The 24,965-nt window shown below is 34.0% G+C and carries 27 protein-coding genes; 11 read left to right on the top strand and 16 right to left on the bottom strand.

Features of this window, described 5'->3' with window-relative positions; genetic code table 11:
* Positions 1-79: 79 nt before the first annotated feature.
* On the bottom strand, positions 80-1,045 hold the full coding sequence (locus BOQ64_RS12885; RefSeq protein ID WP_129055835.1) for an alpha/beta fold hydrolase: 966 nt from the start codon (positions 1,043-1,045) through the stop codon (positions 80-82).
* Between the two features lie 164 nt (positions 1,046-1,209).
* On the opposite strand from BOQ64_RS12885, the gene bla reads away from it, so the two are divergent.
* Together bla and BOQ64_RS12875 are read left to right on the top strand one after the other, a co-directional pair.
* Entirely contained in the window at positions 1,210-2,109 is a 900-nt protein-coding gene (bla, locus tag BOQ64_RS12880; RefSeq protein WP_129055832.1) for a class A beta-lactamase, read from the top strand.
* A gap of 4 nt (positions 2,110-2,113) precedes the next feature.
* Positions 2,114-3,151 (top strand): serine hydrolase domain-containing protein, encoded by a 1,038-nt coding sequence (locus BOQ64_RS12875; RefSeq protein WP_129055830.1) that lies wholly within the window; start codon positions 2,114-2,116, stop codon positions 3,149-3,151.
* Between the two features lie 303 nt (positions 3,152-3,454).
* On the opposite strand, the gene BOQ64_RS12870 is transcribed toward BOQ64_RS12875, so the two are convergent.
* On the bottom strand, positions 3,455-4,576 hold the full coding sequence (locus tag BOQ64_RS12870) for an acyltransferase family protein (RefSeq protein ID WP_129055828.1): 1,122 nt from the start codon (positions 4,574-4,576) through the stop codon (positions 3,455-3,457).
* Positions 4,577-4,760: 184 nt separating this feature from the next.
* On the opposite strand from BOQ64_RS12870, the gene BOQ64_RS12865 reads away from it, so the two are divergent.
* The 5 genes from BOQ64_RS12865 to BOQ64_RS12845 all read left to right on the top strand — a co-directional run bounded on the left by BOQ64_RS12865 (position 4,761) and on the right by BOQ64_RS12845 (position 8,877).
* Complete coding sequence (locus BOQ64_RS12865; RefSeq protein WP_228448358.1) at positions 4,761-5,822, top strand: sensor histidine kinase; 1,062 nt, start codon at positions 4,761-4,763, stop codon at positions 5,820-5,822.
* Positions 5,815-6,510: a LytR/AlgR family response regulator transcription factor gene (locus BOQ64_RS12860; protein ID WP_129055826.1), complete on the top strand. Its 696-nt coding sequence runs from the start codon at positions 5,815-5,817 to the stop codon at positions 6,508-6,510. The genes BOQ64_RS12865 and BOQ64_RS12860 overlap by 8 nt, the downstream gene beginning before the upstream one ends.
* A 380-nt stretch (positions 6,511-6,890) precedes the next feature.
* Positions 6,891-7,451: a hypothetical protein gene (locus BOQ64_RS12855; RefSeq protein WP_129055824.1), complete on the top strand. Its 561-nt coding sequence runs from the start codon at positions 6,891-6,893 to the stop codon at positions 7,449-7,451.
* A gap of 79 nt (positions 7,452-7,530) precedes the next feature.
* Entirely contained in the window at positions 7,531-8,235 is a 705-nt protein-coding gene (locus BOQ64_RS12850) for an ABC transporter ATP-binding protein (protein WP_129055822.1), read from the top strand.
* A gap of 156 nt (positions 8,236-8,391) precedes the next feature.
* Positions 8,392-8,877 carry a hypothetical protein gene (locus tag BOQ64_RS12845; RefSeq protein ID WP_129055820.1) on the top strand — a complete coding sequence of 162 codons (486 nt, stop codon included), beginning with the start codon at positions 8,392-8,394 and terminating at the stop codon, positions 8,875-8,877.
* Positions 8,878-9,027: 150 nt separating this feature from the next.
* Here BOQ64_RS12845 and BOQ64_RS12840 read toward each other — a convergent pair whose 3' ends face one another.
* Entirely contained in the window at positions 9,028-9,828 is an 801-nt protein-coding gene (locus BOQ64_RS12840) for a patatin-like phospholipase family protein (protein ID WP_129055819.1), read from the bottom strand.
* Positions 9,829-10,004: 176 nt separating this feature from the next.
* Here BOQ64_RS12840 and BOQ64_RS12835 point away from each other — a divergent pair, with 176 nt between their 5' ends.
* Together BOQ64_RS12835 and BOQ64_RS12830 are read left to right on the top strand one after the other, a co-directional pair.
* Complete coding sequence (locus BOQ64_RS12835; protein ID WP_228448357.1) at positions 10,005-10,409, top strand: Crp/Fnr family transcriptional regulator; 405 nt, start codon at positions 10,005-10,007, stop codon at positions 10,407-10,409.
* A 254-nt stretch (positions 10,410-10,663) separates the two neighbouring features.
* Positions 10,664-11,476 carry a hypothetical protein gene (locus BOQ64_RS12830; RefSeq protein ID WP_129059728.1) on the top strand — a complete coding sequence of 271 codons (813 nt, stop codon included), beginning with the start codon at positions 10,664-10,666 and terminating at the stop codon, positions 11,474-11,476.
* Between the two features lie 118 nt (positions 11,477-11,594).
* On the opposite strand, the gene BOQ64_RS12825 is transcribed toward BOQ64_RS12830, so the two are convergent.
* The 3 genes from BOQ64_RS12825 to BOQ64_RS12815 all read right to left on the bottom strand — a co-directional run bounded on the left by BOQ64_RS12825 (position 11,595) and on the right by BOQ64_RS12815 (position 14,129).
* Entirely contained in the window at positions 11,595-12,191 is a 597-nt protein-coding gene (locus BOQ64_RS12825; RefSeq protein WP_129055815.1) for a hypothetical protein, read from the bottom strand.
* A 58-nt stretch (positions 12,192-12,249) separates the two neighbouring features.
* Complete coding sequence (lpdA, locus tag BOQ64_RS12820) at positions 12,250-13,638, bottom strand: dihydrolipoyl dehydrogenase (protein WP_047097043.1); 1,389 nt, start codon at positions 13,636-13,638, stop codon at positions 12,250-12,252.
* 227 nt (positions 13,639-13,865) lie between these two features.
* Positions 13,866-14,129 carry a hypothetical protein gene (locus BOQ64_RS12815; protein WP_228448356.1) on the bottom strand — a complete coding sequence of 88 codons (264 nt, stop codon included), beginning with the start codon at positions 14,127-14,129 and terminating at the stop codon, positions 13,866-13,868.
* Between the two features lie 401 nt (positions 14,130-14,530).
* Here BOQ64_RS12815 and BOQ64_RS12810 point away from each other — a divergent pair, with 401 nt between their 5' ends.
* On the top strand, positions 14,531-15,412 hold the full coding sequence (locus BOQ64_RS12810) for a hypothetical protein (RefSeq protein ID WP_129055813.1): 882 nt from the start codon (positions 14,531-14,533) through the stop codon (positions 15,410-15,412).
* Between the two features lie 79 nt (positions 15,413-15,491).
* On the opposite strand, the gene BOQ64_RS12805 is transcribed toward BOQ64_RS12810, so the two are convergent.
* The 10 genes from BOQ64_RS12805 to BOQ64_RS12760 form a co-directional block, all read right to left on the bottom strand.
* On the bottom strand, positions 15,492-16,391 hold the full coding sequence (locus BOQ64_RS12805; RefSeq protein WP_129055811.1) for a TIGR01777 family oxidoreductase: 900 nt from the start codon (positions 16,389-16,391) through the stop codon (positions 15,492-15,494).
* Positions 16,392-16,457: 66 nt separating this feature from the next.
* Entirely contained in the window at positions 16,458-17,180 is a 723-nt protein-coding gene (locus tag BOQ64_RS12800; protein ID WP_129055809.1) for a YqjF family protein, read from the bottom strand.
* Between the two features lie 68 nt (positions 17,181-17,248).
* Positions 17,249-17,722, bottom strand: a complete 474-nt coding sequence (locus BOQ64_RS12795) for an SRPBCC family protein (RefSeq protein ID WP_129055807.1) — start codon at positions 17,720-17,722, stop codon at positions 17,249-17,251.
* A 12-nt stretch (positions 17,723-17,734) separates the two neighbouring features.
* Positions 17,735-18,547 carry a DCC1-like thiol-disulfide oxidoreductase family protein gene (locus BOQ64_RS12790; RefSeq protein ID WP_129055805.1) on the bottom strand — a complete coding sequence of 271 codons (813 nt, stop codon included), beginning with the start codon at positions 18,545-18,547 and terminating at the stop codon, positions 17,735-17,737.
* A gap of 5 nt (positions 18,548-18,552) precedes the next feature.
* Entirely contained in the window at positions 18,553-18,915 is a 363-nt protein-coding gene (locus BOQ64_RS12785; protein ID WP_129055804.1) for a hypothetical protein, read from the bottom strand.
* A gap of 78 nt (positions 18,916-18,993) precedes the next feature.
* Entirely contained in the window at positions 18,994-19,395 is a 402-nt protein-coding gene (locus BOQ64_RS12780; RefSeq protein WP_129055802.1) for a hypothetical protein, read from the bottom strand.
* Between the two features lie 7 nt (positions 19,396-19,402).
* Positions 19,403-19,747 carry a hypothetical protein gene (locus tag BOQ64_RS12775; protein WP_129055801.1) on the bottom strand — a complete coding sequence of 115 codons (345 nt, stop codon included), beginning with the start codon at positions 19,745-19,747 and terminating at the stop codon, positions 19,403-19,405.
* Positions 19,748-19,821: 74 nt separating this feature from the next.
* The gene (locus BOQ64_RS12770) at positions 19,822-20,325 is read right to left on the bottom strand and encodes a GbsR/MarR family transcriptional regulator (protein WP_129055799.1); all 504 of its coding nucleotides are present in this window, start codon (positions 20,323-20,325) and stop codon (positions 19,822-19,824) included.
* A 249-nt stretch (positions 20,326-20,574) separates the two neighbouring features.
* Complete coding sequence (locus BOQ64_RS12765; protein WP_129055798.1) at positions 20,575-22,980, bottom strand: vWA domain-containing protein; 2,406 nt, start codon at positions 22,978-22,980, stop codon at positions 20,575-20,577.
* Positions 22,981-22,992: 12 nt separating this feature from the next.
* Positions 22,993-23,511 carry an RNA polymerase sigma factor gene (locus BOQ64_RS12760; RefSeq protein ID WP_129055796.1) on the bottom strand — a complete coding sequence of 173 codons (519 nt, stop codon included), beginning with the start codon at positions 23,509-23,511 and terminating at the stop codon, positions 22,993-22,995.
* A 200-nt stretch (positions 23,512-23,711) separates the two neighbouring features.
* Here BOQ64_RS12760 and BOQ64_RS12755 point away from each other — a divergent pair, with 200 nt between their 5' ends.
* Positions 23,712-24,914 carry an aminopeptidase C gene (locus tag BOQ64_RS12755; protein ID WP_129055794.1) on the top strand — a complete coding sequence of 401 codons (1,203 nt, stop codon included), beginning with the start codon at positions 23,712-23,714 and terminating at the stop codon, positions 24,912-24,914.
* Positions 24,915-24,965: the final 51 nt, after the last annotated feature.

Here is a 24,965-nt window from a genome sequence, read left to right as displayed (position 1 = left end):
ATAGATACCAGCATAAAGCCTATGAATATTAAACGGGTATTCGTGATAAAAATTATGCACTGAAGAATGAATATCTATTTTAATCCATGTTGGGTTTTATTTCGTTAATGATTATTTCCTGAAGCTTTTCCGGTTCTGTATTAAAAATAGTATGCCCGGATTCTTTAAACCAAAACATTTTTTTGTTTTTAGCTTTTAAAAATTTATAATAATCTTCTGCAATGGTGTAATACGATTGATTGTCTCCGCTTCCTATTAAAAAGTAAACAGGGCATTTAATTTCTGAGATGGAATCAAACAGGTTGGTTTCTGCATTTTCCTTCCACACTGGAAACCAGGTCTCCATCCATTGATAATAATTATTTTTAAAATCCTCTGTATCAACTCCTTTTACTCCATTGTGAATAAACAGCCATTTTTGGGCTAGAAAAAAATCATTTTTGTCTTCAAAAGGGAGTTTTATCTTATCCAATTCCTGAGTCGCTGTATTATTTTTAGTTTCCAGCGCCCATGTTTTCAGATCTTTTACAAACAAAAAAGCACTTTTATGGGCATCAATCACCGGACTGACAGGAATAAAGGCATATAGTAATTCCGGATGTCTGGCTGCAATATCAAAACCCAGTACTGATCCCCATGAATGGGATAACAGGAATATTTTTTTCTGATGGAACTTCTTCTTCAGATAATGTACTACTTCCAAAGCATCTTTTTTAAGTAAATCAGGGGTCAGTTTATCCTTAGTTCTATTTAAACTGAAAGTAGCCCCTGTTTCCCTCTGATCCCAATTGGCTACCACAAATTCATTCTTCAGTTTATCTGTAAAACCTTCTGAAAAACTGATCAGTGATTTCCCCGGCCCTCCATGCAGAATTAATAGTACAGGCTTTTCGCGGTTATTCCCTTTTATACTGATTATCTGCTTTATTCCTCCTATCTGAACGGCTTCTGTAGTATCAATCTGAATTTTCTTTTTCTCTTTTATCTGAGACGAGCAGACAATGGAAATCAAAAACAGGCTCAGCAAAAGATATCGTTTTATCATAATTATTAGAATTTCAGGGTTATTGCAATGATTACAGTATGTTTTTTGGGTGAATATAATAAAATACAATAGGTATTACCAATAAAATCCTGAATATACGTTTTTAAGATACCGGAAATACATATATTTGGAAACCAAAAACCTATCCCAATAACCACCATACAATGAAGTCAAAAGAAATTATTCTTACCTTTTTCATTCTGCTTATAAACCTTCCGCTCTTTTCACAGAACAATACCAATCCCGAGTTTAAAAAAATAATTGAGACTATTCTCGCCAATAAAAAAGCAGAAGTAGGTGTTTCTATTATAACTTCAGGAACTCACAAAAAGGAAGTAACCCAAATTAATGGGAATAAGCCACTGCCTATGTTAAGCACCTTCAAATTTCCTGTAGCTTTAGCGGTTCTTCATAAAGTAGAAAAAGGGGAACTTTCTTTGCAGCAAAAAATTTACATTAAAAAAGAAGAGCTTCTGGCGGATACTTACAGCCCATTCAGAGACAAATATCCTGAAGGAAATATAGAACTCACTTTGGAAGACTGTATTCACTGGATGATGGTATATAGTGATAATAACCTGACGGATATTCTACTCAGGCTTATTGGTGGTCCTGATTATGTTCAGAATTTCATCAACAGTAAAGATATTGTTATTAAAAATGATGAAGAAGGAATGCATAAGGATTGGGATTCACAGTTTATCAATACCATCACGCCTAACGAAGCTATCAGGTTACTGAAAGAGTTCTATACTGGAAAAATATTGAATAAAGAACATACAAAATGGTTATATACCGCCATGCTGAACAATGCTACCGGAGTCAAAAGACTTAAAGGCAAACTGCCAAAGGACATTAAAGTGGCCCATCGTACCGGAACCTCGTTCACCAATAAAACAGGAATGACAGGAGCTGTTAACAATTATGGAATTATTGAACTTTCAGATAAAAAGAGAATATATATTGCTGTTTTTGTACACGACACTTATGAAACTTTTGAAAACTCGGAAGCAATTATTGCAGATATTGCCAAAGCAGCATATGATTATTACAACAAAAAATAAACCCATGACCACTACAAAATTATTCTTTACACTTGCCCTCTCTACACTGCTTTCTGTTTCTGGAAAAGCACAGAAAACGGTTCCTTATTCAAAAAAGATTGACAGCATTATAACAACTTCTACCCCATTGAAATTCAACGGGGTGGTTTTGGTATCTCAAAATGGAAAAACAAAATATCTGAAGGCTAACGGATACAAGGATTTTGATAAAAAAACTGCTTTAAAATCCAACGATCAGTTTGAAATTATGTCCAATTCAAAACAGATCACCGCTGTTCTAACCTTGCAGGCCGCTGAACAGGGAAAGCTGGACCTTCAGACTCCTATAAAAAAATACCTTCCATCGCTTACCCAATCATGGGCAGATACTGTGACCATACATAACCTTCTGAACCATACTCATGGAATTGTGGACCTAGAAAAGCCAGCTGCTTTTAAAGCCGGATCACAGTTTAAATATGGAAATTTATCCTATATGCTTCTCGGAGAAATCCTTCAGAACACAACCGGAAAAAGCTTTACAGAACTGGCTACCTCTTTATTCAAAACGCTGAAGATGGAAAAAACATTTGTCTATAACAGCAAAAACAATCAGGCTTTGGTTCCAGGATACAGAAGTGAAAATAATCAGTTCCAAAAGGTGGAAAGTTCATTTTTAAATGAAGACATCGCTCCCGCAGCAGGAATTGTTTCTACTGTAGAAGATCTTGCCAAATGGGACCAGGCATTATTTAAGGGTAAACTTCTTTCTGCCAAGTTTCAAAAGCTAATCCTAACCCCTTCCACGTCTTCTCAACACGATGTCTTCGGAAAAGAAAGTATGGGCTTTGGATACAATATCAGATTCATCAGGGAATCTGGGCTTAATTATTATGCAGTAACAGGACTTGGTGATGGTTTTACATGCCTTAATGTATATTTTCCATCTACAGATACCAGTTTAGTTATTCTTGAAAATCAAATGCCTAAAAACAGCGAACACTGGAGCTTTCAGGAAGCCGCTATTAAAAATGTGGTATTGAAAAGTATCAGTTCAAAATAACCCCGTCTCAAATAATAGTATACAAGGCAGTTTCTCTTCTGAAAACTACCTTTTTGGTTGTTAACCATTTGTAACGGGTTGAAAACGCAAAGGCGCAAAATTCCTTTTTAAGCTGTGTTATTAAGGTGCAGGGATTTTATCTCCAATACAATTGAATACGGCTAAAATAGACTTTAATAATCACAGCGAATATGTTCAAGTTTCTTTTCATATTAATTTCTATGTTCCTTTGTGGTTTATTTTCTAACCACATGAGAGTATAGCTTTGATGCCAGATATAATTTATGTATTGTGCATTAACGGCTAAAACTTTCGGAGTTTTAAAATATTGTCTTTAATATGGGCAAAAGGTTTTTCAATAATCAATCTATACCCTAAACCACCTGCAATACATCCCAATAGACAAATTATCAGGCAGCCAGTATTTGAAGCATCAATATTAAACTGTTCAAAAAGAGCCTGAATCATATGAATAATTCCTTTGTGAGAAAGATAAACCGCGTAAGATAAAGCAGCAAGTTCTGCCGTAATATCAGATTTCCATTTTGAAAGGAATGACGATTCTGAAACAGCAGACAGTACAATACAACCATAACTTATTGCCACCAGAGTAAACCCAAATACAGAGGCACCTTTTGAAGCCTGTTCATTACAAATCCAAAAAGAAATCCCCTGCAATATCAGCCCTGCAAGAAGAATCTTATTTCCATTTTCATGGACTCTCTTTTTAAAGCCGGAAAAATACTGCATACAATAACTGATAAGAACACCTGTTCCAAGACCGTCTAACCTTGTATGAGTTGGATAATATATTTTCATATACCAGGAGCGCCAGAATTCTACGGAAGTATTATCTATCCCTGCTATAGCTTCATTCCATATTATAAGTCTCATGATTAGAGAGAATGTGATGAAGAGAATTATTAAAACAGCAAAATATTTAAACAGCCTTGAAGGTACAATCATCACAAGAAATAAAGGAAGAATAAGGTAAAACTGTTCTTCAATACATAAAGACCACGCATGAGAAAATGTTCCCTGGTCAATCACATCCAATCCATAATTCTGAGTGAATGTTATAAACTTCCATACAGGCGGTAAAGCTTCCCGTTCTCTGAAAAAAGGAATCGTAAAATACAGAAAAAGAGTAAATAAATAAGCCGGAATAATTCTGAAAAAACGTTTGATATAAAATGTCTTTAAACTTATAGTTCCTTTACTGTTCATCTCTTGAAACAATTGTCCTGAGATCAGAAAACCACTCAACACGAAGAAGAGATCAACTCCTGTCCAGCCAAATCTTCCGATAGTATCAACCCATTCCGGATGTTTAAATGCACGGTAGTGAAACAGTAAAACCAGCACGATAGCCAATGCTCTCAGGTGATCTAATCCGTTAAGCCTTTCTGAATGTTCTCTTGTCATTTTTTTAATGCAAATCTTGTTAAAAACAGAAATACATTTAAGCAGAGCATTCAGAAAACAGAATTTCAGATGTCAACAGTAAAATAGGCAGTTCAAACTTTAAACAGTGTTATTTATCCTTATTGTATTGAAATTCGCATTACCTCTGTCAGCCATATCTTAAGATTTTTTATTTTTGATGATAATGAAGATCAGGACAGCCACAAATCATCAACAAAATATATACTTCCAGCTATTTTTCTGGATTGCTTTGTTTTTGTTTGGAATAGCAAGAACTTATGACGATTATAATGGGGAAATGTTTAAGCAGTTGGTAATTTATAATTTTTGTCATTGGGTTTTTCAGATTCTGGCAGCTAATTTTATTTATTATATCCTGATCCGTCATTTCTTTGACCCCAAAAGGTATGCTGAATTTATATTCTATCTTATTCTAAGTTTATACTTTATTTCGGTAGCCAACAGAATCTTTATTGTTGATGTTGCCGAACCTTTTTTCACCAACGAACCTAAAGACAGCCTTATCAGTATTTTTACAGATATCCGGTATCTTTTGTTTCATTATACATTTCCTATCATCAGTGGAGCTTTTATTTTTATTTCAATGATGTTCTTTATGCGGTATAAAGATGAGAAAGAAAACACCATCCAGCTGGAAAAAGAAAAAACAGAACTGGAATTGAAATCCCTTAAATCCCAGCTTAACCCTCATTTTCTGTTTAATACCTTGAATAATATCTATTCTCTTTCCATCAGCAATTCAGATAAAACATCCCAGTCTATCAGCCAACTCTCAGATATTCTGGATTATATACTGCACAAAGGACAGAAAAAATGGGTATCTGTTGCAGATGAACTGAGCATTATTGATGATTATATTGCCCTGGAAAGTCTGAGATATGCTGATGGCAGATTAAAAATAACCCGGAAAACAGCCTTAACATCATCTAATTTCATCCCACCACTACTGTATCTTACTCTGGTAGAAAATGCTTTTAAGCACGGGGCCGGAAATAGTTCTGAACAAACGGAAATAAAAATAGAGCTGGAGACCAATACTCAACATTCTGTTTTCAGAATTCAAAATACCTATAGTGATATTCCGGATCATAACGAAAAAGGAATCGGGCTTCAGAATATTAAACAACAGCTGGAATATTATTATCATAGACATTTTACTTTCCATATTTCCAGTGAAAACAATATTTTTAACGTTGAAATAATCACTCCTTCACAATATGATTAACTGTATTATTGTAGATGATGAGCCTTTGGCCGCAATCCTGCTGGAAAATCATATTTCCAGGATTGATCATTTAAAACTGACAGGAAAAGCAGAGAATGCCCTTGAAGCTTATAAACTCCTTCAAAACCATACTGTGAATCTGATGTTTCTCGATATTCAGATGCCCCATTTTAATGGAATTGACTTTTTAAAATCACTTTCCAGAAAACCTCAAACCATTTTTACAACTGCCCATCGGGAATTTGCCATTGAAGGTTTTGAACTGGAAGCCATAGACTATCTTTTGAAACCTATCACTTTTGAACGTTTTTTCAAATCTGTAGAGCGGGTATTAAGGAATATCAATGATTCAAAAGACAATTTTATCATTCTTAAAACTGAAGGAATGCATCGGAAGTTATCTCTATCAGACATTATTTATATTGAAAGCCAGGGAAATGATATCAGGATCACTTTATCTACCAACGAAAATTTTATTTCAAAAAGTAAAATCACTGATCTTGAATTGCTTTTAAACTCAAAAGGGTTTATAAGGATTCATCGGTCGTTCATCATCAATACTGAATTTGTAACGGCTTTTAACAATAATGAGCTCCATCTCGGATCCTATCAGATCCCAGTTGGAAGAAGCTACAGACAGGAGTTTGAAAATTTCATATCCATGTTCTCAAAAAATAGGCTTTTATAACTGTTTATTAATACCTTATAAATCGATTTATTATATATTCCCCTCACATTTTCACAACAGAATTATCATTTTAACATTTTTTTAATATTTTTTGAGGTGGGTTCTTCGGATCACTTATTTTCATACTGTATTTCAATATATTACATGATTTTCTTTCTAAAAACATATGATAAGAATAAGTGGAAATATCTTTCACAACAAATAAATAAAAAACTGTATTACAACCCTTTACACACAACAGAAATAGCCTTTCCCTATCTATCCATTTCGTATGGATATTAAAAAAAGTATTACTTTTGTGTGAGCGAATAAAATTGTTTTTTAACCGTTTTATTCGTAAGTTTATGTGCACCAATTTATAAAACATTAAAATTCATTCCATGAGAAAAATAATTCTACTTATTACATGTATGTTCGGTATTTCCGTTTTCTCTCAGATTAAAGTGTTGAAAAATGAAAGTTTGGTGGAAATCGGCAAAGACAATTCTGTTGGTTTATATAAAAAGGAAGACAAGTATACCGTCAATTATCAGGATCTGAATACCAGCAATCTGAATACAATCCGAGCTTTTTCATTCCAGAATCTGAACGGAGATGTTTCAGGACTGTATAAACTTATTACAGATGGCTTTATTACTACTCCTGAAGAAAATGTTATCCTGGAGCTTCCCAACGATATTATTGAACTCCATTACGAGAAAAACTACGGCCAGCCAACCGTACAGTTTATCCAGTACATCAACAAGAACAGAAAATATGTGGGTAAATCACAGTTTTTAACTCAAAAACAGGTTGATAAAGTATTTGGAAGAACAAATGGTAAATACACCATGTATGACAAAGCACCCGGCATTAATCAGGATGGAGTTAAAAAAGGGGGCGCAAGTACCGCTTCTACTGCCACTCCGGGATCCGGAGCTAAGAAAAAAGCAAAAAAATAATTATAATTTATAAATATTGCGAAACTCATTCCATCGAATGAGTTTTTTATTTTATTTTTGCAGAAAGACATTAAAAATTATGCCGCTTCAGATAAACAATTTAACCAAAAAATTTGGTGAACAGACTGCCTTAAACAATATCAACATTTCTATTGATAAAAATGAGATTATCGGGCTCCTTGGGCCTAATGGTGCAGGAAAATCCACCCTGATGAAATCTATTGTAGGAGCACTGAAAATTGATGAAGGGGACATTATCTTTAATGGTCTGAACATCTCTCAACACGAAATTGAAAGCAAGAAAAAAATAGGTTTTTTACCGGAAAACAATCCACTTTACCTGGAAATGTATGTGAAGGAATACCTCCTATTTGTAGCCAATATTCACAAGATCTCAGAATCCAGGGTAGATGAAGTTATCGAACTGGTAGGAATTACCCCGGAAAAATCAAAAAGGATTGCACAGCTTTCTAAAGGATATAAGCAACGTGTAGGATTAGCTCAGGCCATTATTCACCAGCCGGATTTATTAATTCTGGATGAACCTACCAATGGACTGGATCCTAACCAGATTCTTGAAATCAGAAATGTGGTAAAAGAAATCGGGCAGCAGAAAACGGTTTTACTTTCTACACACATCATGCAGGAAGTGGAAGCACTTTGTTCAAGAGTTATTCTTATTCATAAAGGAAATATTCTTCAGGATTGTCCTATTGATGAGTTTAAAGGAAAATTTGACAGTCTGGAAGAAGCTTTCGCAAGTTATACTGCGGTTACAGAGTAAAATACGTCATTATAAAAAAGAAACTTTACTTAATAAAGATTCCTATGAAATGGTAAACTGTATGTTTTAATTTTCAACAGCTTTGTCCTTCCGTAGGAATTTATTCTATAAAATTGTAAAACCCTTGCCATAGGACTTTCTACATCAACAAAAACAATGGCTTCATATTTGATGGAATTTGGGGAATTAACCAATAACCATTATAATATGATTAAGTACTTCTTATTAGGAGCTTTCTCCTTAGCTCAAATCTCTTTTGTTTCTGCTAAAACGCCGGAATTTTCAAAAAGTAATCCAGTTACTTATACTGTTTCTCAGCAAGTCCCAAAAACTGTAATTATTAAAACTAAAAAATTTAAGATCAGAATCGACAAGCAGCCTAATGGTAAATATCTGTACCAATCCTGGAATGCCAATTCAAAAATTACAGCTAAGCCCAGTATGATTATCAGTGACGGAGAACTAATTCCCGATGGAACCGGCGGAAATTATTACTTTAATTTTAATAATGAAGGCCACAGTTATCAGATCTGGAGAAACTATCTTACCAGCTCTGCTAAAAAAGCACCTTATACTCTGGTAGTCTATGATTCCAATGATCAGGAGATCGTACGTCAGGACGCACAGGTAGTAAAAAATTAATATAAGTTAGTGTTGGCAGGAAGCTGAAAAAGAGGAAAACTAAAAAGTATTAGAATATTAATTTTCAAAGAATTTATTTTCTAAAATATATTTAGACACAATGCTGATTTTTAGAGTATGTTCCTTCTTCCAGCTTTCTGCCTTTTATTTTTAAGTTCCGGACTGTCTTAACTCCGTAAGAAAACGGCTGTCTCCGTAGCTTTCTTTAGCGGCATTATAACCAATGTCAAAAATCTGTTCCAGACGGTCTCTTCCTCGTTCAAAAGTTCCGTAAGTTGATAATTTTTGAGAGGAAATAAACCAATCACAGTAATCGAATTTTACTTTTTCTATTCTATAGGAAAGAAGATCATAAGAACGGGAAACAATGGCTTTAATGGAGTTCAGATCTTTAATTTTTGCATCATTAGGTGGTGAGACAAATACACCAATAAGCTTATCACAATGATCCCGGATAATATCTGCCGGAAAGTTGTTCAGCACTCCGCCATCACAATACATTTCGTCCCCGATGATATATGGAGTGGTTATTCCAGGGATAGAACATGAAGCAATAATGGCATCCACTACTTCAAAATCTTTATCAAAAATCTTCTGAGTTCCTGTAACCAGTTCTGTTGCAACAATCTTCACTTCAATATCCAGATCACCCAATTTCATGTCATGAAAAATAGGTTTAAGATAGTTCCTGAAAATAACGGAAGAAACCAACCCCGGTTGATTGAAAGCAAAGTGTTTCCAGTTGAAAAAATAAACGGAATTAAAAAACTCCATAATCTCCTCTGGAGTTTTTCCTATGGCATGAAGGCATCCTACAATAGACCCTGCACTACAGCAGGAAAGAATATCTATTTTGATTCCTTTTTCCTTCAAGAATTTCAATACCCCTGCATGAGCGATTCCTTTGGTACCGCCGCCTGACAAAACAAGTCCTACTTTCTCAAAATTCATTGAATAAATGTAAGAAAAGCGCTTGATATAATTAGTTTAATTTTTATAAATATGCTGATTTTAAAATTATTTTAACATTCATGCCTTACTCATTGTTTATATTTGTTTTATAATTTTAGTCTGTTAAAGAACAACCTCCTGAAAACAACATTACTCATATCATCAGTAGCCACAATATGGATGAAATATATTTATACTTACAAACTCATTTTGGTATTACATACAAGGATTGGGAAATAATAGCTTCAAAAATGTATATTGAGAAGTTTAAAAAAAAAGCAATCATTCTTCAACCCGGTGGCCAGGAAGAACATCTTTCTTTTTTATCTAAAGGAGTACTAAGATTCTTTATTCCAACAGAGGAAAATAAGGAAACAGATATTACATATGACTTTATGTTTGAAAAAAAGTTTGCTTGTGCAGATGAATCCTTTATAACCAGAACCCCCTCTATATATGGTATTGAGGCTTTAACGGATGTATTACTTTATAGATTCACCTATAATGATCTTCAAGATATCTATAAAAAACTGAATCTGCGGAGCGTATTGGTCGAATCGCTCATCAAAACCTTTTTCTAGAGAGGTCTCAAAGGTTATACTCTTTCCTGAGATATTCTGCAAAGGAAAGATACCAGAACTTATTTAAAGAAAACCCTATTTTAATTAAACAGATTCCGCAAAAATACATTGCCTCTTATTTGGGGATTACTCCTCAGGCTTTAAGTAGAATTAAAAGGCAAATTTATTAACATTTGTTCATTGCCTAATCAAAGATGCTCATTTAGTTTTGTAATGCTTAATTAAACTAACAAAAACACATGACATTATTGAAAATGAAACATTTCGGTGCCTCCTTTATTTTTATGGGCACTTTTATTTTTGCTCAGGTAGGAATTAACACAGCAAATCCATTAGGTACTTTCCATGTAGACGGGGGAAAGAATAACCCCGCCTCTAGTATTCCATCATTAGCTCAGTTATCAGACGACTTTATTGTTACCAAAACCGGAAATGTAGGACTAGGTATGGTTTTACCATCTGTAAAACTGGATATTTTAACTACAGGAACTTCTTCTGCCCCAATTGCAGGAATTAAGATCAATGATGGATTACAAGGCAAAAACAAAGTACTTACATCGGATGAAAATGGTGTAGGAATATGGAAAAAACAAAGCTTAGAACTTGTTGTGGGAACTATGGGAAATGGTTATAACCTTCCTCTTGCCTATGATTACAACTATCATCATACAGGTTCCAATATAGAACTGCCTCCTGGAAAATGGCTTGTAACCGTGAACCTTTTATCTGTAAATAATCCAAACTCCATATTAGATGGGGATGATTATATTTGGTTCAGATCTACATTTTCGGACTCACAAACCTTTATTGATAAAAGCCTTGATATAGAAGGAACAGCCGACAAGATCAGTGGTATGCTGCAAGGTCCTGTTCCATCAGGGGCTTTAAAATATAATATTGCAAATGGCCAGATTATTATTAATAACAAATCCGGGGCTAATAAAACGTATTGGCTTATTGTAGGAAATTCTGAAGTTATAGGAACTCCTCCTTCTTCAGCTTATTTAGACCGATTAGGAGGCTCTAACTGGGGAGAAGACATTATCTCCGCAGTTCCTATACAATAAAAACATATGTTTACAAACAAACCTAACAGGTTTAAGAAATCTGTTAGGTTTTTAGTAATAATTTATCTCAACCCATGAAAAAAGCTCAGATTTCTCTGAGCTTTTATATTGTACTGATCTAATCTAATTTTGTATCCCATAATTGTAAAAGCTGAATACATTCTTTCTCTGATTTAGTTTGATTGAGTTTTTCTGTAAACTCTGAATCATCTTTGAATAGCTTTTTTAAACTCTGTCTAAAGTCATCAAAAGGACCGTCTTTATATTCATAAAGGATATTTTTATCTTTATCTACCAGATATTTGATAAATTGAACTTTCGGTGTCAGAATTGAATTATTAAAAGCTTTATACCAATTTATATTTTTCCCTTCATAAAGCACTTCAACCAATCCTTTCTCCTTAAGAAATTTATCCGTTGAAGCAAAATATTCATGTTTATTCTGATTTTCATCTAAAATTTTAATATACCTTACATCATTAATGGGAACCCAGTTGGTAACTCCTTTTTCGTCCATCATTTTCATTTTGAATAAAATAGTAGCAAATGAGTATTTTGTATTGGTATAAAGTCCGGTATTTCTCACTTTAGCTTTTATGGTATCTCCAGAGGTTTTTAAAACATACTCTGCAGGAAAATATCTTTTGTTTTCTTTTTCTTGAGAAAAAAGCAGAGTAAAACAAAACATCCCAAATAAAAAGATTATTTTCTTCATGGATAGTTATTAAAAAAGCTCAGAAAAATCTGAGCTTTAAATATAATAAAATAATTGATTAAATGTGAATCACCTCACCGTAAGCTGCTGCTGCTGCTTCCATGATAGCTTCAGAAACTGTTGGGTGTGGGTGGATAGACTTGATGATCTCGTGACCTGTAGTTTCTAATTTTCTAGCAACTACTGCTTCAGCAACCATATCTGTTACTCCTTCACCAATCATGTGGCATCCTAACCATTCACCATATTTAGCATCAAAGATTACTTTGATAAATCCGTCTGTATTTCCGTTTGCAGTAGCTTTACCACTTGCAGAAAGAGGGAATTTACCTACTTTAATTTCATATCCTTTTTCTTTAGCCTGCTTTTCAGTAAGACCTACAGAAGCTACTTCAGGGTGGCAGTAAGTACATCCAGGGATATTACCATAGTCGATTTTCTCAACGTGCATTCCTTTGATTTTCTCAACACAAGTGATTCCTTCTGCAGATGCAACGTGAGCAAGTGCCTGAGTTGGGATGATATCACCGATTGCATAGTAACCAGGTACAGAAGTTTCATACCATTCGTTTACTAAAACTCTACCTTTATCTGTCTGGATTCCTACTTCTTCTAAACCGATGTTTTCGATGTTAGCAGCAATACCTACAGCAGATAATAGAACATCAGCTTCAAGAGTAATGTTTCCGTTAGCAGTTTTAACGTTAGCTTTTACGCCTTCACCTGTAGTATCTACGCTTTCTACAGAAGCGTTTGTCATAATTTCGATACCTGATTTTTTCAGAGATTTCTCTAAGTGTTTAGAGATTTCTTCATCTTCTACAGGAACGATGTTTGGCATAAATTCAACAACAGTTACTTTAGTTCCCATTGTGTTATAGAAGTCAGCAAATTCTACCCCGATAGCTCCAGAACCTACAACAATCATAGATTTTGGCTGCTCAGGAAGAGATAATGCCTGTCTGTATCCGATTACTTTTTTACCATCCTGCGGTAAGTTTGGTAATTCTCTTGAACGAGCTCCTGTAGCAATAATAATATGATTAGCAGTATACTCTACTACTTTACCGTCTTTATCTGTTACAGAAACTTTTTTACCTTTCTGTACTTTTGCAGTACCAAGAATTACGTCAATCTTGTTCTTTTTCATCAAGAACTCGATTCCTTTGCTCATTTTGCTGGCAACACCACGGCTTCTCTGAATAACATTCGGGAATTCGAAGCTTGCTTCTACTTTATTTAATCCGTAATCTTCAGCATGGTTGATATAATGAAAAACCTGAGCAGATTTCAATAAAGCTTTGGTTGGAATACATCCCCAGTTAAGGCAGATTCCTCCTAAGTTTTCTTTCTCGATAATTGCGGTTTTGAAACCCAATTGTGCTGCTCTGATCGCAGTAACATATCCACCAGGACCACTTCCAATGACAATAATATCGTAATTCATTACTTTAAAAATTTTTATGCGAATTTAAGGAAAAATATTGGATGTTTCACGTTTCATCAATTTGATCTTAAAATCCATCAACAAGCTGTTTTCATTAAATTATACACAAAAAAAGAGAACACAAAAAGCATTCTCTTTCAATAAAAATTATTTTAAACTGAAAAATTCGTAAAATTCCTTTTAGAGAATTTCACCTGTCAAATTTTAATAAGTGCAAAAAAACCGTATTATTTTGCTTGTTTAAGCAATCGTTTTTCAGTCTGATATCTTTTGTTCAAAGCCTTCATCTGATCTCTTTTCATCTGTTTGGTGGCAAGCGGATGATTAAGAATCAGCTTCTTTTCCAGATTGTATTTTTTATCCAGTTCCTGCTGCTTAAGACTGATTAATTCATTTTTTGAAGGATGTGGCGGAGCAGGTGGATGTTTTTGAGCAAAAACATTCGTGGATAAGCCTAACAATAACAGGGTTGAAATCAATACTTTTTTCATGATATTCATATTTTTGAATGAATCAACACTTCATTAAATTCATTCATGTTTATAATTTAAACTTACACATATCATACCAATATTTTTTCTATAGAATACATTATCCCAGGATAGTAATGACAATGCATTATTTGCAATTGTTACAAACAAAAGAGTATAATTTTATTATTCTTTCAAAAACAGGAAGAATACAATATTTATAAGAAAGCACAAAACTCTTTTAAATACAACACATAACATATTGAAAACATACAATATACACCGATTAAAATTCATATCTACAAATAATTTAAATATCCCAAAATAGAGATTTATGTTAAAAAACATTAAAATTCGTTAACAAAAACCATATCAATGATTAATTTTCTATATTTTTGCAAAACACATTTAAAAAAAACAATATGAGGAAATATATTTCAATTTTCTTGTTCGGGACAGCCATGCTGAATGCACAGGTTGGCATTAATACCACAACTCCTAATAGTACATTAGCAATCAACGGATCTTTAAGAGCTGGTTACAAAGAAATAACAACAGCTGCTTATACAATTCTGGCTACAGATCATTATATTACCTATAATGGAGCTGCTGCTGCAACATTTACGCTTCCTGTTATCGGAACAGGAACTACAAGTTATACAGGAAGAATTTATAAGATCAAGAATATTTCATCTTCAGCTATTACGCTTCAGGCTTCAAGCGGTAATACATTACGGATTGACAATACTCCGGTAGCTTCTTTTGTAATTCCTGTAGGAGCTTACGCTGAAGTAGTGAATAATGGTAATACCACAGGTGGAACATGGGATCTGTCTTTTACGGTACTTCCTAAACCGAGCAACGTAGAGATTTATGGAGCACAGCTTTCAATTCCACCTCATGGTGGTGGAAGTGGATCAATTGCTGACTGGGATAACCATACTGTTGCCACCTATGACACGGGCACAGGAACTGACAGATGGTGGGTTATCAGTAAAACATCAATAAATAATGCTCATACAGCAGCATTCTCAAATGCAAGTAGAATGACTATTGTATATGAATATCAGGGAACTCCTTTTAATGTAACCAATATGTACCCTACTTTAACAGCAGGAAATAACTCCAGTTTTCCTGATGTATTTACGGCATCGTTTGTAAGCCTTGCCAATAATGGTACCAGCGGCAGAACAAGACTCACTGTATCTGTAGCCCGTATTGATTTTATAGGAGCCAACGGAAGTAACAACAGTAACTGGACTGGTACTTTCTTACTGAACTTACTACTTGCAAGAAAATATTAGACATTTTTTAATTCATTATATTTCATCTATAAAGAGCAGAATTTATTTCTGCTCTTTTATTTTTTATACAACTTATATATTATGAAATTTTCAGCTTAAGAATGGCTTCATCAAACGTTGGGTAAGAAAAATGAAAACCGGTTTCAATGAGTTTTTCAGGATAAACGTTACGGCTTTTTAATAATAATTCGGTTTCTGTTTTCAGAAATACAGAGGCAATTTCCAACTGCCATACCGGAGCATCTAATCCAAATGGAACTCTGAACTCTTTTCTTAGTTTGCTCATCATGGTTTCATTGGATAATGGAGCCGGAGCAGTTATATTGATAACACCGCTTATACTTTCATTCTGAATAATCCAATCTACAGCTCTACAGAAATCATCAATATGAAGCCAGCTTACCATTTGATTTCCCCTTCCCTGTTTGCCACCTAATCCTAATTTTGTAATCATTTTCAGCTTTGGAAATGCACCGCCATTATTTCCTAATACAATAGAAGTACGGAGCGTCACTTTTCTTGTTCTGTTGTTTTGAATGTTAAAAAATTCTTTTTCCCAGCTTTTACAGATATTCATTGAAAAATCATCCCCAATAATCCCGTTTTTCTCTGTATTCAGATGCTTTTCTGAATGTACATAAATAGTAGCTGAACTGGCATTCATCCATATTTTTGGTGGAACAGAACAGCTATTAACTGCTTCCTGCAATATTTTTGTACTGTTTATTCTTGATGCATAAATCTCTTTTTTATTTCTGTCATGATAACGGCAATCAACTGATTTCCCTGTAAGGTTAATGAGAACATCAGCTCCTTCAAGGAAGTTCTTCCACTCTCCTATTGTTTCAGCGTTCCAATAGATTTCGCATTTACGTTTAGGTTTCCGGGTCAGGATGTAAACCTGATCTCCTTTTTCTGTAAAGTATTTTTCTAAGTTTTGGCCGAGAAATCCAGTTCCGGCAGCTATGATTATTTCCATTTTTGTGAGGTTTATGGGTACGTGATGCGAGATGCGAGGTTCGAGGTGTGGGATGCAAGGTGTGGGCTATACTGTTTCTTTATTTTCCAGGATGTATTTTTTGGTTTTCACTTCTATTTCTGAGCCTTCAGCTAACATTACCGAAATGGGTTCCTGATGAGTAAGACACTCAAAATCTTTTCCATAAATCTTATGAAAATCAATGTCCAGTTGATAATCTTTTACCTGATAACACTCCCATTTTGGATGGCATACTTCATATTCTGAGGTCTTATTCCCTTTTTTCGTGAAACCATAATAATGCTCTGTAATGAACTCAAATTCTGAATCTGCTTCCATAGGTTTCATTTTATTCTCAGCAGTGATCTGAATAGAATGCCAGTTTTTGTCTTTCCATGAATATTGAATCAAAAGCTCTTCTTCCTGATGATGAATCAAATTTTTCATCGGCATGGTATGATAATTTTCTTTGTAAACAGAATTGGCAACAAAGCTTAAAGCTGGTTTTGGGACTATTTCTTTGATAAAAACCACACCTCTCTTCCATACCCCGTTTTCATTCTTCTTTACATAAAACCTGAGGTTCACTTCTTCAAAATTACGATGAAAAGGAACAGCTAAACCCAATAATTTTGTATTTAAAAACATGAACCCGACCACACTAACATAGCATTTTCCCTCATAAAAATCGAGCTCTGTACCTTCCGGAAGGTATTTTAATAACAGATCAGGATTGATTTCGTAATTGATGATGGCTAATTTCCGCCATTCTGCTTTTAAAAAATTCATGATATGGATTTTTGATGTGGGTTGTTTTTATGGGTTTGATTGTTGATAGAATTTGATTCTGTCCTGGGTTAAGTCGTCATTTCGTGGCTGGTTGATGATTCTGCAGTGGTTTTCATAAGCTTATTTCGTTCTAGCAGGAAATTTTTCATGTAGTTTTTGAGAAATAGTTTGTTGAACATTTTTCCTATTATTCCTAATGGAGATTCAAAATCAAAGATATCTGTCATTATTGTTTTTCCATTTACTGTTTTAAAAATATGCTGATGACGGAGTGATTTGAAGACTCCTTTCTGCATCTCATCTGTAAACTGATTGGGTTTTTCCATGCTGATAATTTTTGTGGTGAGATTTTGATACACTCCAAGATGTTTCGCTCTCCAGGTTACGGTTTCATTTTCTTCAATCAGACCAGAAGTACGTCCTGCAATTGCTTTTTCGTGAGTTTTTGAGGTAGACTTTTGGTGTAAATCTATATTTCTTGCTAAATCAAAAACTGTATTAATATCAGCGTTAATCAGGGTTTCTAAATAAATTCGGGACATATTTTATCATCTTTAAATTGTTACTGCAATAATAATGGCCAAGGCTGTTAATCTGAACACGCCCCATGAAATGGTAGGAAGCAAGTCCAGTTTTAAAATTCTGCATCTTCTCAGGTGTTCAAGAAACATGATGAATACTACAAATCCAAAATAAATGAGATAAAAAACAGGAACAAAATTGGTTAATAAAGCAGGAATTAAGAGTAATGTTCCTATTAATGAAACAGTCATCATATTTCCGAGGTAATCCCAGATTTTATCTTTTAAATATCTTTTTAAAAATAAAGTTTGCCAGAGAATTTGTCCTAAACAAACAGCTAACTCTCTGAAGTAGTTCGGATTTAAACCCATTCCAAGCTTTCGTGAATATAAACTTAAGATATAAGCAGAAAACAGAGCGACAAAAGCGATATAGGCCAACCTGTATTTCAGATTAAAATCCGGCACACAAGATTGTTCTGTCTTGTTTTTTTCAGATGGAATAATCTGTTTTCGGTTGTATGAAACAAAGGAATATAACTTTTTAAAAAACCAATACAGAGGCTGTACTCTAGCTACTCTTTCCAATAAGGGAAATGAATTCCCTATGATTAACAGCAAGCTATCTAATCCATATATCACTTTATTATTTTCATGATCTACAAGAGCAATTTCGTTCTTTGCACGGTTAAAATCTACCAGGTTTTTATTTCTGACTGATATTTCAGTAAAGGCTTCCCTGCCATCAGCATCAAGCATTCCACATTTTGTAAAACCTTTAGAATAAATAGTACACATAGGACATTCATTATCGTAAATCAAGGTATGTTTTTTGAGTGTTTTCATGGTATTTATTTTAAAGAGTTATAAAGATTGTGGCTTTCAAAAACATATAATAACGCCATAAAAGGACTATAGAAAAATGCCATCACTACAATACATACAGGAATATCTATAAGCTGATGATCAATTTCGAGTGTTTTCAGAATTACCATAGAAATCCATACGGGTAGTATTACAATTCCATAAATCAGAAAGAGTGGTGATATTTTGATTTTAAGAAAAATTTTGACAAAAAAACTTATTAACTGAGGAATTCCCACAATAAAGTAAAATAATATCCACCCATCCCAGCCTTTAATGATCGTGACAAGGCATCCTGTTATAAGGAAGAACAGCTGCACATAAAGATCATATTTTATAAAATTTTTCATTGTGTTTTATTTTAAAGGTTAAGAAAATCCCCTCTTGTTCGTTTGTGTTTTGATCGGAAAGTAATGTACATCCAGATCTTAAAGATTAATGTTTTCATTTCTAACCTGGTTTTCTTTATTTAATGCATGTTTACGCCCTTTCAGGAATAATAGAAGATTTAATAACATCATTATTCCAAGGTAAATAGAGAAGCCGCCAATCTTTTTACTCAAGGCTACGACCAGTCTTTCTACTGTTTCAATTTGGAAAAACTCAATAATACATAATGCAAAACCGATATTCAGTAGGTAAAAGCCAATCTTAAAAAGAGAATTGGTTGCCATAGCAATGTCTTTTTTCTGATGAAAAATATCAATCATAAATGCTTTTGAATTTTTGAACAGAAACTGTGATACCAAAACTGTAAGAGTAATTACAATTGGTAGATAAATCATATAAGCAGAAAAGTTATACGTGGTGGTTAAAACTGTAAGTGCCATAATCGTATTATTTAAAGGTTAGTTTTTTTCTTAAAAAATAAAGAGTAAAAATGTTCATATAATGCAATCCACATAAGATCAAAGTAATACTTCCAGTACGTACTGCAGTTATTTTTACCATCTCATCTATAGTATCTATTCTTTCCCAGGTGGAAAGATTAATAGCAATGTATCCTAAATTCAACAGGTAATAACTTCCCAGAAGGATTCTATTAATGGTTAAGCATAGGCTTTCGTCGTGTAATAAATATTTCAGATAAGCTTTTCCTGCCTGATAACATCTTCTTCCCACATCAATCGTAATGTATGAGCTGATGCCAAGAAAAAGCAGATATGAAACAATATTGAACATTTTAAAAATATTATATTTTCAATAATTTTTGAAAATTTAATTGAAATAAAAAAGGACTTTCATCCCTTTCTACTCTATTTCAACAGGTTGGTAATCTTACCTACCAGCCAGTGATCGTCGCTTTTTATGGCCAGATCCATAATATTATTGATCTTCCCGGTTACGGAGCTAAAATCATCCATTAACTTGATGAATTCTTTTGCCTCCTCTGATTCATTATCTTCAATATTTCTTAATTCTTCCAGAAAAGAAATTACGGGTTCAATCTCTCTTTTTCTACGTTCTTTGGTAATTTGCTTGAAAAGATACCACACATCCTTTTCTGCTACGAAGTATTCTTTACGGTCTCCTTTTATAAATTCCTTTCTTACAATTCCCCAATCAATCAAAGCACGAAGGTTCATATTGGCATTTCCTCTTGAGATTTCCAACTGCTCCATCACCTCATCTGTAGACAATGGTTTACCGCTCGCCAAAAGCAATGCATGTACCTGCGCCATCGTACGGTTGATTCCCCAATTGGTTGCAAATGTTCCCCAGGTCTGAATGTATTTTTCTTTGGCTTCTGAAAGTTGCATTTTGTTTGTACTTTATATTTCTGATACAAATGTAATTATATTTTTGAATTTTCAATAATTATTGAAAATAAAATATAAAAAAATCTCACCTTTAAATAACTTGTTGATTTACAATATGATTTATTATAAAATTTTGGATTTCCAAAATTGCATAAAGAATCAAAAACCGCCTCATAAGTAATGAAACGGCTTTTGATATCAGGATAAAAGATCATCAAATAAATTTAAATCTATCCGGTAATCAATATATTATGGCTTAATCGTTTTATAACTTTCAACCAGTCTTATAAATTCAGCTCTATATCCTTCTGTATCTTTGCTTCTACCCTCTTTTGCAAGGTTTTCTATTTTCTTCAGGTCCTTATTTTTTATAAGATCAGAACCTCTTAAAACTAACCCAAACCAAGCCACAGAAGAAGCAAATTTAAAATCAGGGCTTACCGATGATATCTTATTATCAGAACTCTTTACTATCTGGATAATTTCCTTACTTGTATTACCATTTGGGATTTTATATCTAAACTTTACCGTTGCCAATTCATCTCCAAATTCTTTAGTCTCAATATTCTGAGTATATTTCAAATCATTATCTTTAGGAAGGAAATCCGAGTGTACACCAGCAGGAATGATCTCATAAAAAGCTGTAACCGTGTGTCCGCTTCCCAATTCCCCAGCATCTATTTTATCATTTATAAAATCTTCATTTCTAAGTTTCCGGTTCTCATAACCAATCAAACGATAAGATTTTACATACTCTGGATTAAATTCTATCTGAATCTTAACATCTTTAGCTATCGTATACATACTTCCGGTAAATTCTTTACCAAGAAATTTATTAGCTTCCTGAAGATTATCAATGTAGGCATAGTTACCATTCCCTTTATCAGCCAATGTTTCTAAAGTATTGTCTTTATAATTACCCATTCCAAAGCCTAAACACGTTAAGAAAACGCCTTCTTTTCTTTTATCTTCTATAAGAGTCTTAAGATCAGTAGTTGAAGACATTCCTACATTAAAATCACCGTCAGTTGCAATAATTACCCGGTTATTCCCATCTTTTATAAAATTTTCCAGAGCCAATTTATAAGCCAGTTCTATCCCAGCACCACCTGCAGTACTTCCACCTGCCTGAAGATTATCTAATGCATTAATAATTTTAAGTTTTTCTCCTGCAGAGGTCGGTGGGAGAACCACTCCTGCACTACCTGCGTAGACTACTATTCCCACTTTATCTTCAGGTCTTAACTGATCCAGCAATACCTTGAAAGAAGATTTTAATAATGGAAGTTTATTTTGCTCATCCATTGATCCAGAAACATCAATAAGAAAAACCAAATTAGATGCAGGTAACTGATTCATTGGAAGGTTTTTCCCCTGAAGTCCTATTTTTAACAATTGATGATCAGGATTCCAAGGTGATTCACCATATTCTGTATGAATAGAAAATGGATCTCCGTTTTTGGGCTGAGGATAATTATATTTAAAATAATTGACCATCTCTTCAATCCTTACTGCATTCTTATCAACTGTCTGCCCGTTATTGATCATCCTTCTAACATTAGAGTAAGAAGCATTATCTACATCAATAGAAAAGGTCGACAAAGGTTGATTTTGCGTTAGTTCAAATGGATTTTCAACGAAAGCATCATAACTTTCATCATTGGACACCTGCGAAATTGGTTTTTGTTTACTGATTGTATGTTGAAGCTTTTTTAGTCTCTTTTTCTCCCGTTCTGACAATTTCTTTGTAGTAACAAAAACAATCCCGTTAGCAGCTCTACTTCCATATAATGCAGTTAAAGCACCTTCTTTTAAAACCTGTACATCATCAATATCATTAGGAGCTAATTTTTTGAAATCATCTGTACCTGCCACTTTTCCATTAATAACATACAATGGTGTATTTCCAGAAGTGATAGAAGCAACTCCTCTGATCATTATCTGCTCATTATTATTAAGATAACCGGAATTCATATTACTGGAAGTATTTTCTATTTCCTTCATTCTTCCTCTACTCCCTGCAGTAGTAATCTGTATACCGGCAACTCTTCCTTGCAATGCATTATTTACCGGAGAAGATTGGGAAACTACATTCATTGTACTTACAGAAGCTACTCCAGTTGTATAAGACTTAGTTATAGGCTTATATGCCACCATAGCAATCTCATCAATATTGGTAACTTTATCAGAAGTTTCCATATGACGTTCAATCATTGGTGGCGGTGAATCTACAGACAAAATATTAGGTGATCTTAATGGCTCCGGGACAACATTATTATAAACTACAACCTCTTGTCCTGTTGTATTTATCTTATTCTTCTCTTTCTGAACATTCTCTTTCGTTATACGATCTATTTTCGCAATATGAGTATCAGCATTAGGTTCCTCTATCACTTTATTTTTTACCATTGCAGGTTTCACTGGCTGCTCAAGAGTATTTTTCTTATTCAGGAAATACAAAGCACCCAAACCTATCACCAAACTTGCTGCAATGCCATAAGGAAACCAAACAGGAATGATTTTCTTCTTTTCAATTTTCTGATCCAGTTTTTCTTCAACCTTATCCCAAACTTTTTCAAAGCCAGGAAAAACCGTTGGTTCTTCTGAAAGCCTGGAAGCTTCATTGAATTGTTGATCTATATGATTATTTTCCATTGTTGTAAAAGTTTAAATGTTTTGATTCACCAAAAGTTCCTGAAGTTTTTTCCTTGCAAAATTGAGCTGAGATTTTGAAGTTCCTTCACTGATAGAAAGCATAGAAGCGATTTCCTTATGCGGATATCCTTCAATCGCAAAAAGATTAAAAATAGCTCTACAGCCTTCGGGAAGAAAGTTCAACAGGTTCAGAATATCTTTTTCAAAGGAAATATGTTCCGAAGACCCTTCTGAAGGTTCGGTTGGGCTGTCTTCCAGGGAAATAAACAAAGCTTTATCTGCTCTTAATTTCTGAAGACATTCATTCACTGCAATTTTTTTTGCCCAGGATTCAAAAGTTTCAGGATTCTGAAGCTGGCCAATCTTCGTGAAGATTTTATAAAAAGTATCGGCCAATACTTCTTCTATATCTTCATCGTTTTTCAGATAGCGTCTGCACACTGAATACAGTCTGCCCGCCATTCTTTCGTAAACTTTCCGCTGTGCTTTGCGGTCGTTACGTTGACATTCCAATAATAATTCTCGTTCCATAGTCAGGAGTTATATAAGTATAGATGCAGGAACTTTGATAAGGGTTGGAAACATGGTAAACTTTTTTAAAACAAAAGAATAATTTTAAAATTAACTTATTTGTTTTTACTTCTATAAATTTTAATTTCAAATTTAACTTTTCCCCTTGTAACAAATCTCTATTATTAACGACTATTAATACAAATAATCTTTTTATAGTAATGAAAAACGCGAAAATTGCATCATTACTTTTTGTTTTGTCTGCAGGAAGTATGATGTTTGCCCAAGATGACTTAATCAATAAGTTAAAAAACAACCAATCACAAAATGCTAATTTTCAGTTCACAACGTTAAAGGACGTTGGGGCTACTTCTGTAAAAAACCAGGGTTCATCAGGAACTTGCTGGAGCTACTCAGGAAACTCTTTCCTTGAATCTGAAATGCAGAGAATGGGCAAAAAACCGGTAGATCTTGCTGAAATCTTTACAGCAAGAAACTCTTATCATGATAAAGCAAAGTTATATGTTTTAAATAACGGTGCTATCAGCTGGGGTGACGGTGGTGAACTTCACGATGTAATCAATATGTACAAAAAGTACGGCGCAGTTCCACAGGATGTGTATTCAGGATTAAAACCTGGACAGACAACCAACAACTTCAAGGAAATGCAGGGGAAATTAAAACCAGTTCTTGACAGCCTTGTTCAGGCTTCTTCTAAAGGAAAGCTTACGGACAACTGGATGGATTCTGTAGATGCTATTCTTGATGAATATCTAGGAAAAGTACCTGCTAACTTCACGTACGAAGGAAAAAATTACACTCCTAAAACTTTTGCTAAAGAAGTAGTAGGAATTAATGCTGAGGACTATGTAGAATTATCTTCTTACAAAGATTATGCATACTACCAGAAGTTTGTAGTTCCAATTCCTGACAACTGGAGCCATGATTCAGACTGGAACGTTCCAATGAAAGACCTTACTGCAATCATTGATAATGCAGTAAACAAAGGATATTCTGTAGGTTGGGCAACTGACGTTTCTGAGCCTTATTTCTCTTATAAAAACGGGGTAGCTTATGTTCCTGATATGGATTTAGACCAAATCAATGCTGAGAACAAGCAGACTTTATTTACAGAGCCTAAAAAAGACAAGACCATCACTGAGGATATGCGTCAAAAAGGGCTTAATAACCTTTCTACAACGGATGATCACGGTATGCATATCGTAGGATTGGCTAAAGATCAGACTGGTAAAGAATATTACATGGTAAAAAACTCTTGGGGAGTAACGAATGACTTCGCAGGATATCTTTATGTAACAAGACCATATGTTGAATATAAATCAACGGCTATTTTGGTTCACAAAAAGGCGATTCCAAAGAGTATTTTAAAGCAGTTGAAACCAACTAAAAACATTGGTTTATAAGAAATCACTTCTGTCATTCTGATGGTGACAGTTTTAGATATTTAAATCTGT

Source organism: Chryseobacterium sp. CH25 (genome assembly GCF_004119455.1).
GTDB lineage: Bacteria > Bacteroidota > Bacteroidia > Flavobacteriales > Weeksellaceae > Chryseobacterium.
This window is presented reverse-complemented; position numbering and strand designations above follow the sequence as displayed.

Excerpts from the sequence above, each read along its gene's own strand:
- BOQ64_RS12870 (WP_129055828.1), bottom strand. The coding sequence starts at position 4,576 with ATGACAAGAGAACATTCAGAAAGGCTTAACGGATTAGATCACCTGAGA.
- BOQ64_RS12795 (WP_129055807.1), bottom strand. The coding sequence starts at position 17,722 with ATGTCCCGAATTTATTTAGAAACCCTGATTAACGCTGATATTAATACA.
- BOQ64_RS12755 (WP_129055794.1), top strand. The coding sequence starts at position 23,712 with ATGAAAAACGCGAAAATTGCATCATTACTTTTTGTTTTGTCTGCAGGA.
- BOQ64_RS12845 (WP_129055820.1), top strand. The coding sequence starts at position 8,392 with ATGGCTTCATATTTGATGGAATTTGGGGAATTAACCAATAACCATTAT.
- BOQ64_RS12840 (WP_129055819.1), bottom strand. The coding sequence starts at position 9,828 with ATGAATTTTGAGAAAGTAGGACTTGTTTTGTCAGGCGGCGGTACCAAA.
- BOQ64_RS12825 (WP_129055815.1), bottom strand. The coding sequence starts at position 12,191 with ATGAAGAAAATAATCTTTTTATTTGGGATGTTTTGTTTTACTCTGCTT.
- BOQ64_RS12815 (WP_228448356.1), bottom strand. The coding sequence starts at position 14,129 with ATGAAAAAAGTATTGATTTCAACCCTGTTATTGTTAGGCTTATCCACG.
- BOQ64_RS12860 (WP_129055826.1), top strand. The coding sequence starts at position 5,815 with ATGATTAACTGTATTATTGTAGATGATGAGCCTTTGGCCGCAATCCTG.
- bla (WP_129055832.1), top strand. The coding sequence starts at position 1,210 with ATGAAGTCAAAAGAAATTATTCTTACCTTTTTCATTCTGCTTATAAAC.
- BOQ64_RS12780 (WP_129055802.1), bottom strand. The coding sequence starts at position 19,395 with ATGGCACTTACAGTTTTAACCACCACGTATAACTTTTCTGCTTATATG.
- BOQ64_RS12765 (WP_129055798.1), bottom strand. The coding sequence starts at position 22,980 with ATGGAAAATAATCATATAGATCAACAATTCAATGAAGCTTCCAGGCTT.
- BOQ64_RS12855 (WP_129055824.1), top strand. The coding sequence starts at position 6,891 with ATGAGAAAAATAATTCTACTTATTACATGTATGTTCGGTATTTCCGTT.
- BOQ64_RS12850 (WP_129055822.1), top strand. The coding sequence starts at position 7,531 with ATGCCGCTTCAGATAAACAATTTAACCAAAAAATTTGGTGAACAGACT.
- BOQ64_RS12775 (WP_129055801.1), bottom strand. The coding sequence starts at position 19,747 with ATGTTCAATATTGTTTCATATCTGCTTTTTCTTGGCATCAGCTCATAC.
- BOQ64_RS12875 (WP_129055830.1), top strand. The coding sequence starts at position 2,114 with ATGACCACTACAAAATTATTCTTTACACTTGCCCTCTCTACACTGCTT.
- BOQ64_RS12770 (WP_129055799.1), bottom strand. The coding sequence starts at position 20,325 with ATGCAACTTTCAGAAGCCAAAGAAAAATACATTCAGACCTGGGGAACA.
- BOQ64_RS12800 (WP_129055809.1), bottom strand. The coding sequence starts at position 17,180 with ATGAATTTTTTAAAAGCAGAATGGCGGAAATTAGCCATCATCAATTAC.
- BOQ64_RS12885 (WP_129055835.1), bottom strand. The coding sequence starts at position 1,045 with ATGATAAAACGATATCTTTTGCTGAGCCTGTTTTTGATTTCCATTGTC.
- BOQ64_RS12805 (WP_129055811.1), bottom strand. The coding sequence starts at position 16,391 with ATGGAAATAATCATAGCTGCCGGAACTGGATTTCTCGGCCAAAACTTA.
- BOQ64_RS12790 (WP_129055805.1), bottom strand. The coding sequence starts at position 18,547 with ATGAAAACACTCAAAAAACATACCTTGATTTACGATAATGAATGTCCT.
- BOQ64_RS12830 (WP_129059728.1), top strand. The coding sequence starts at position 10,664 with ATGAAACATTTCGGTGCCTCCTTTATTTTTATGGGCACTTTTATTTTT.
- BOQ64_RS12865 (WP_228448358.1), top strand. The coding sequence starts at position 4,761 with ATGAAGATCAGGACAGCCACAAATCATCAACAAAATATATACTTCCAG.
- lpdA (WP_047097043.1), bottom strand. The coding sequence starts at position 13,638 with ATGAATTACGATATTATTGTCATTGGAAGTGGTCCTGGTGGATATGTT.
- BOQ64_RS12810 (WP_129055813.1), top strand. The coding sequence starts at position 14,531 with ATGAGGAAATATATTTCAATTTTCTTGTTCGGGACAGCCATGCTGAAT.
- BOQ64_RS12835 (WP_228448357.1), top strand. The coding sequence starts at position 10,005 with ATGGATGAAATATATTTATACTTACAAACTCATTTTGGTATTACATAC.
- BOQ64_RS12760 (WP_129055796.1), bottom strand. The coding sequence starts at position 23,511 with ATGGAACGAGAATTATTATTGGAATGTCAACGTAACGACCGCAAAGCA.
- BOQ64_RS12785 (WP_129055804.1), bottom strand. The coding sequence starts at position 18,915 with ATGAAAAATTTTATAAAATATGATCTTTATGTGCAGCTGTTCTTCCTT.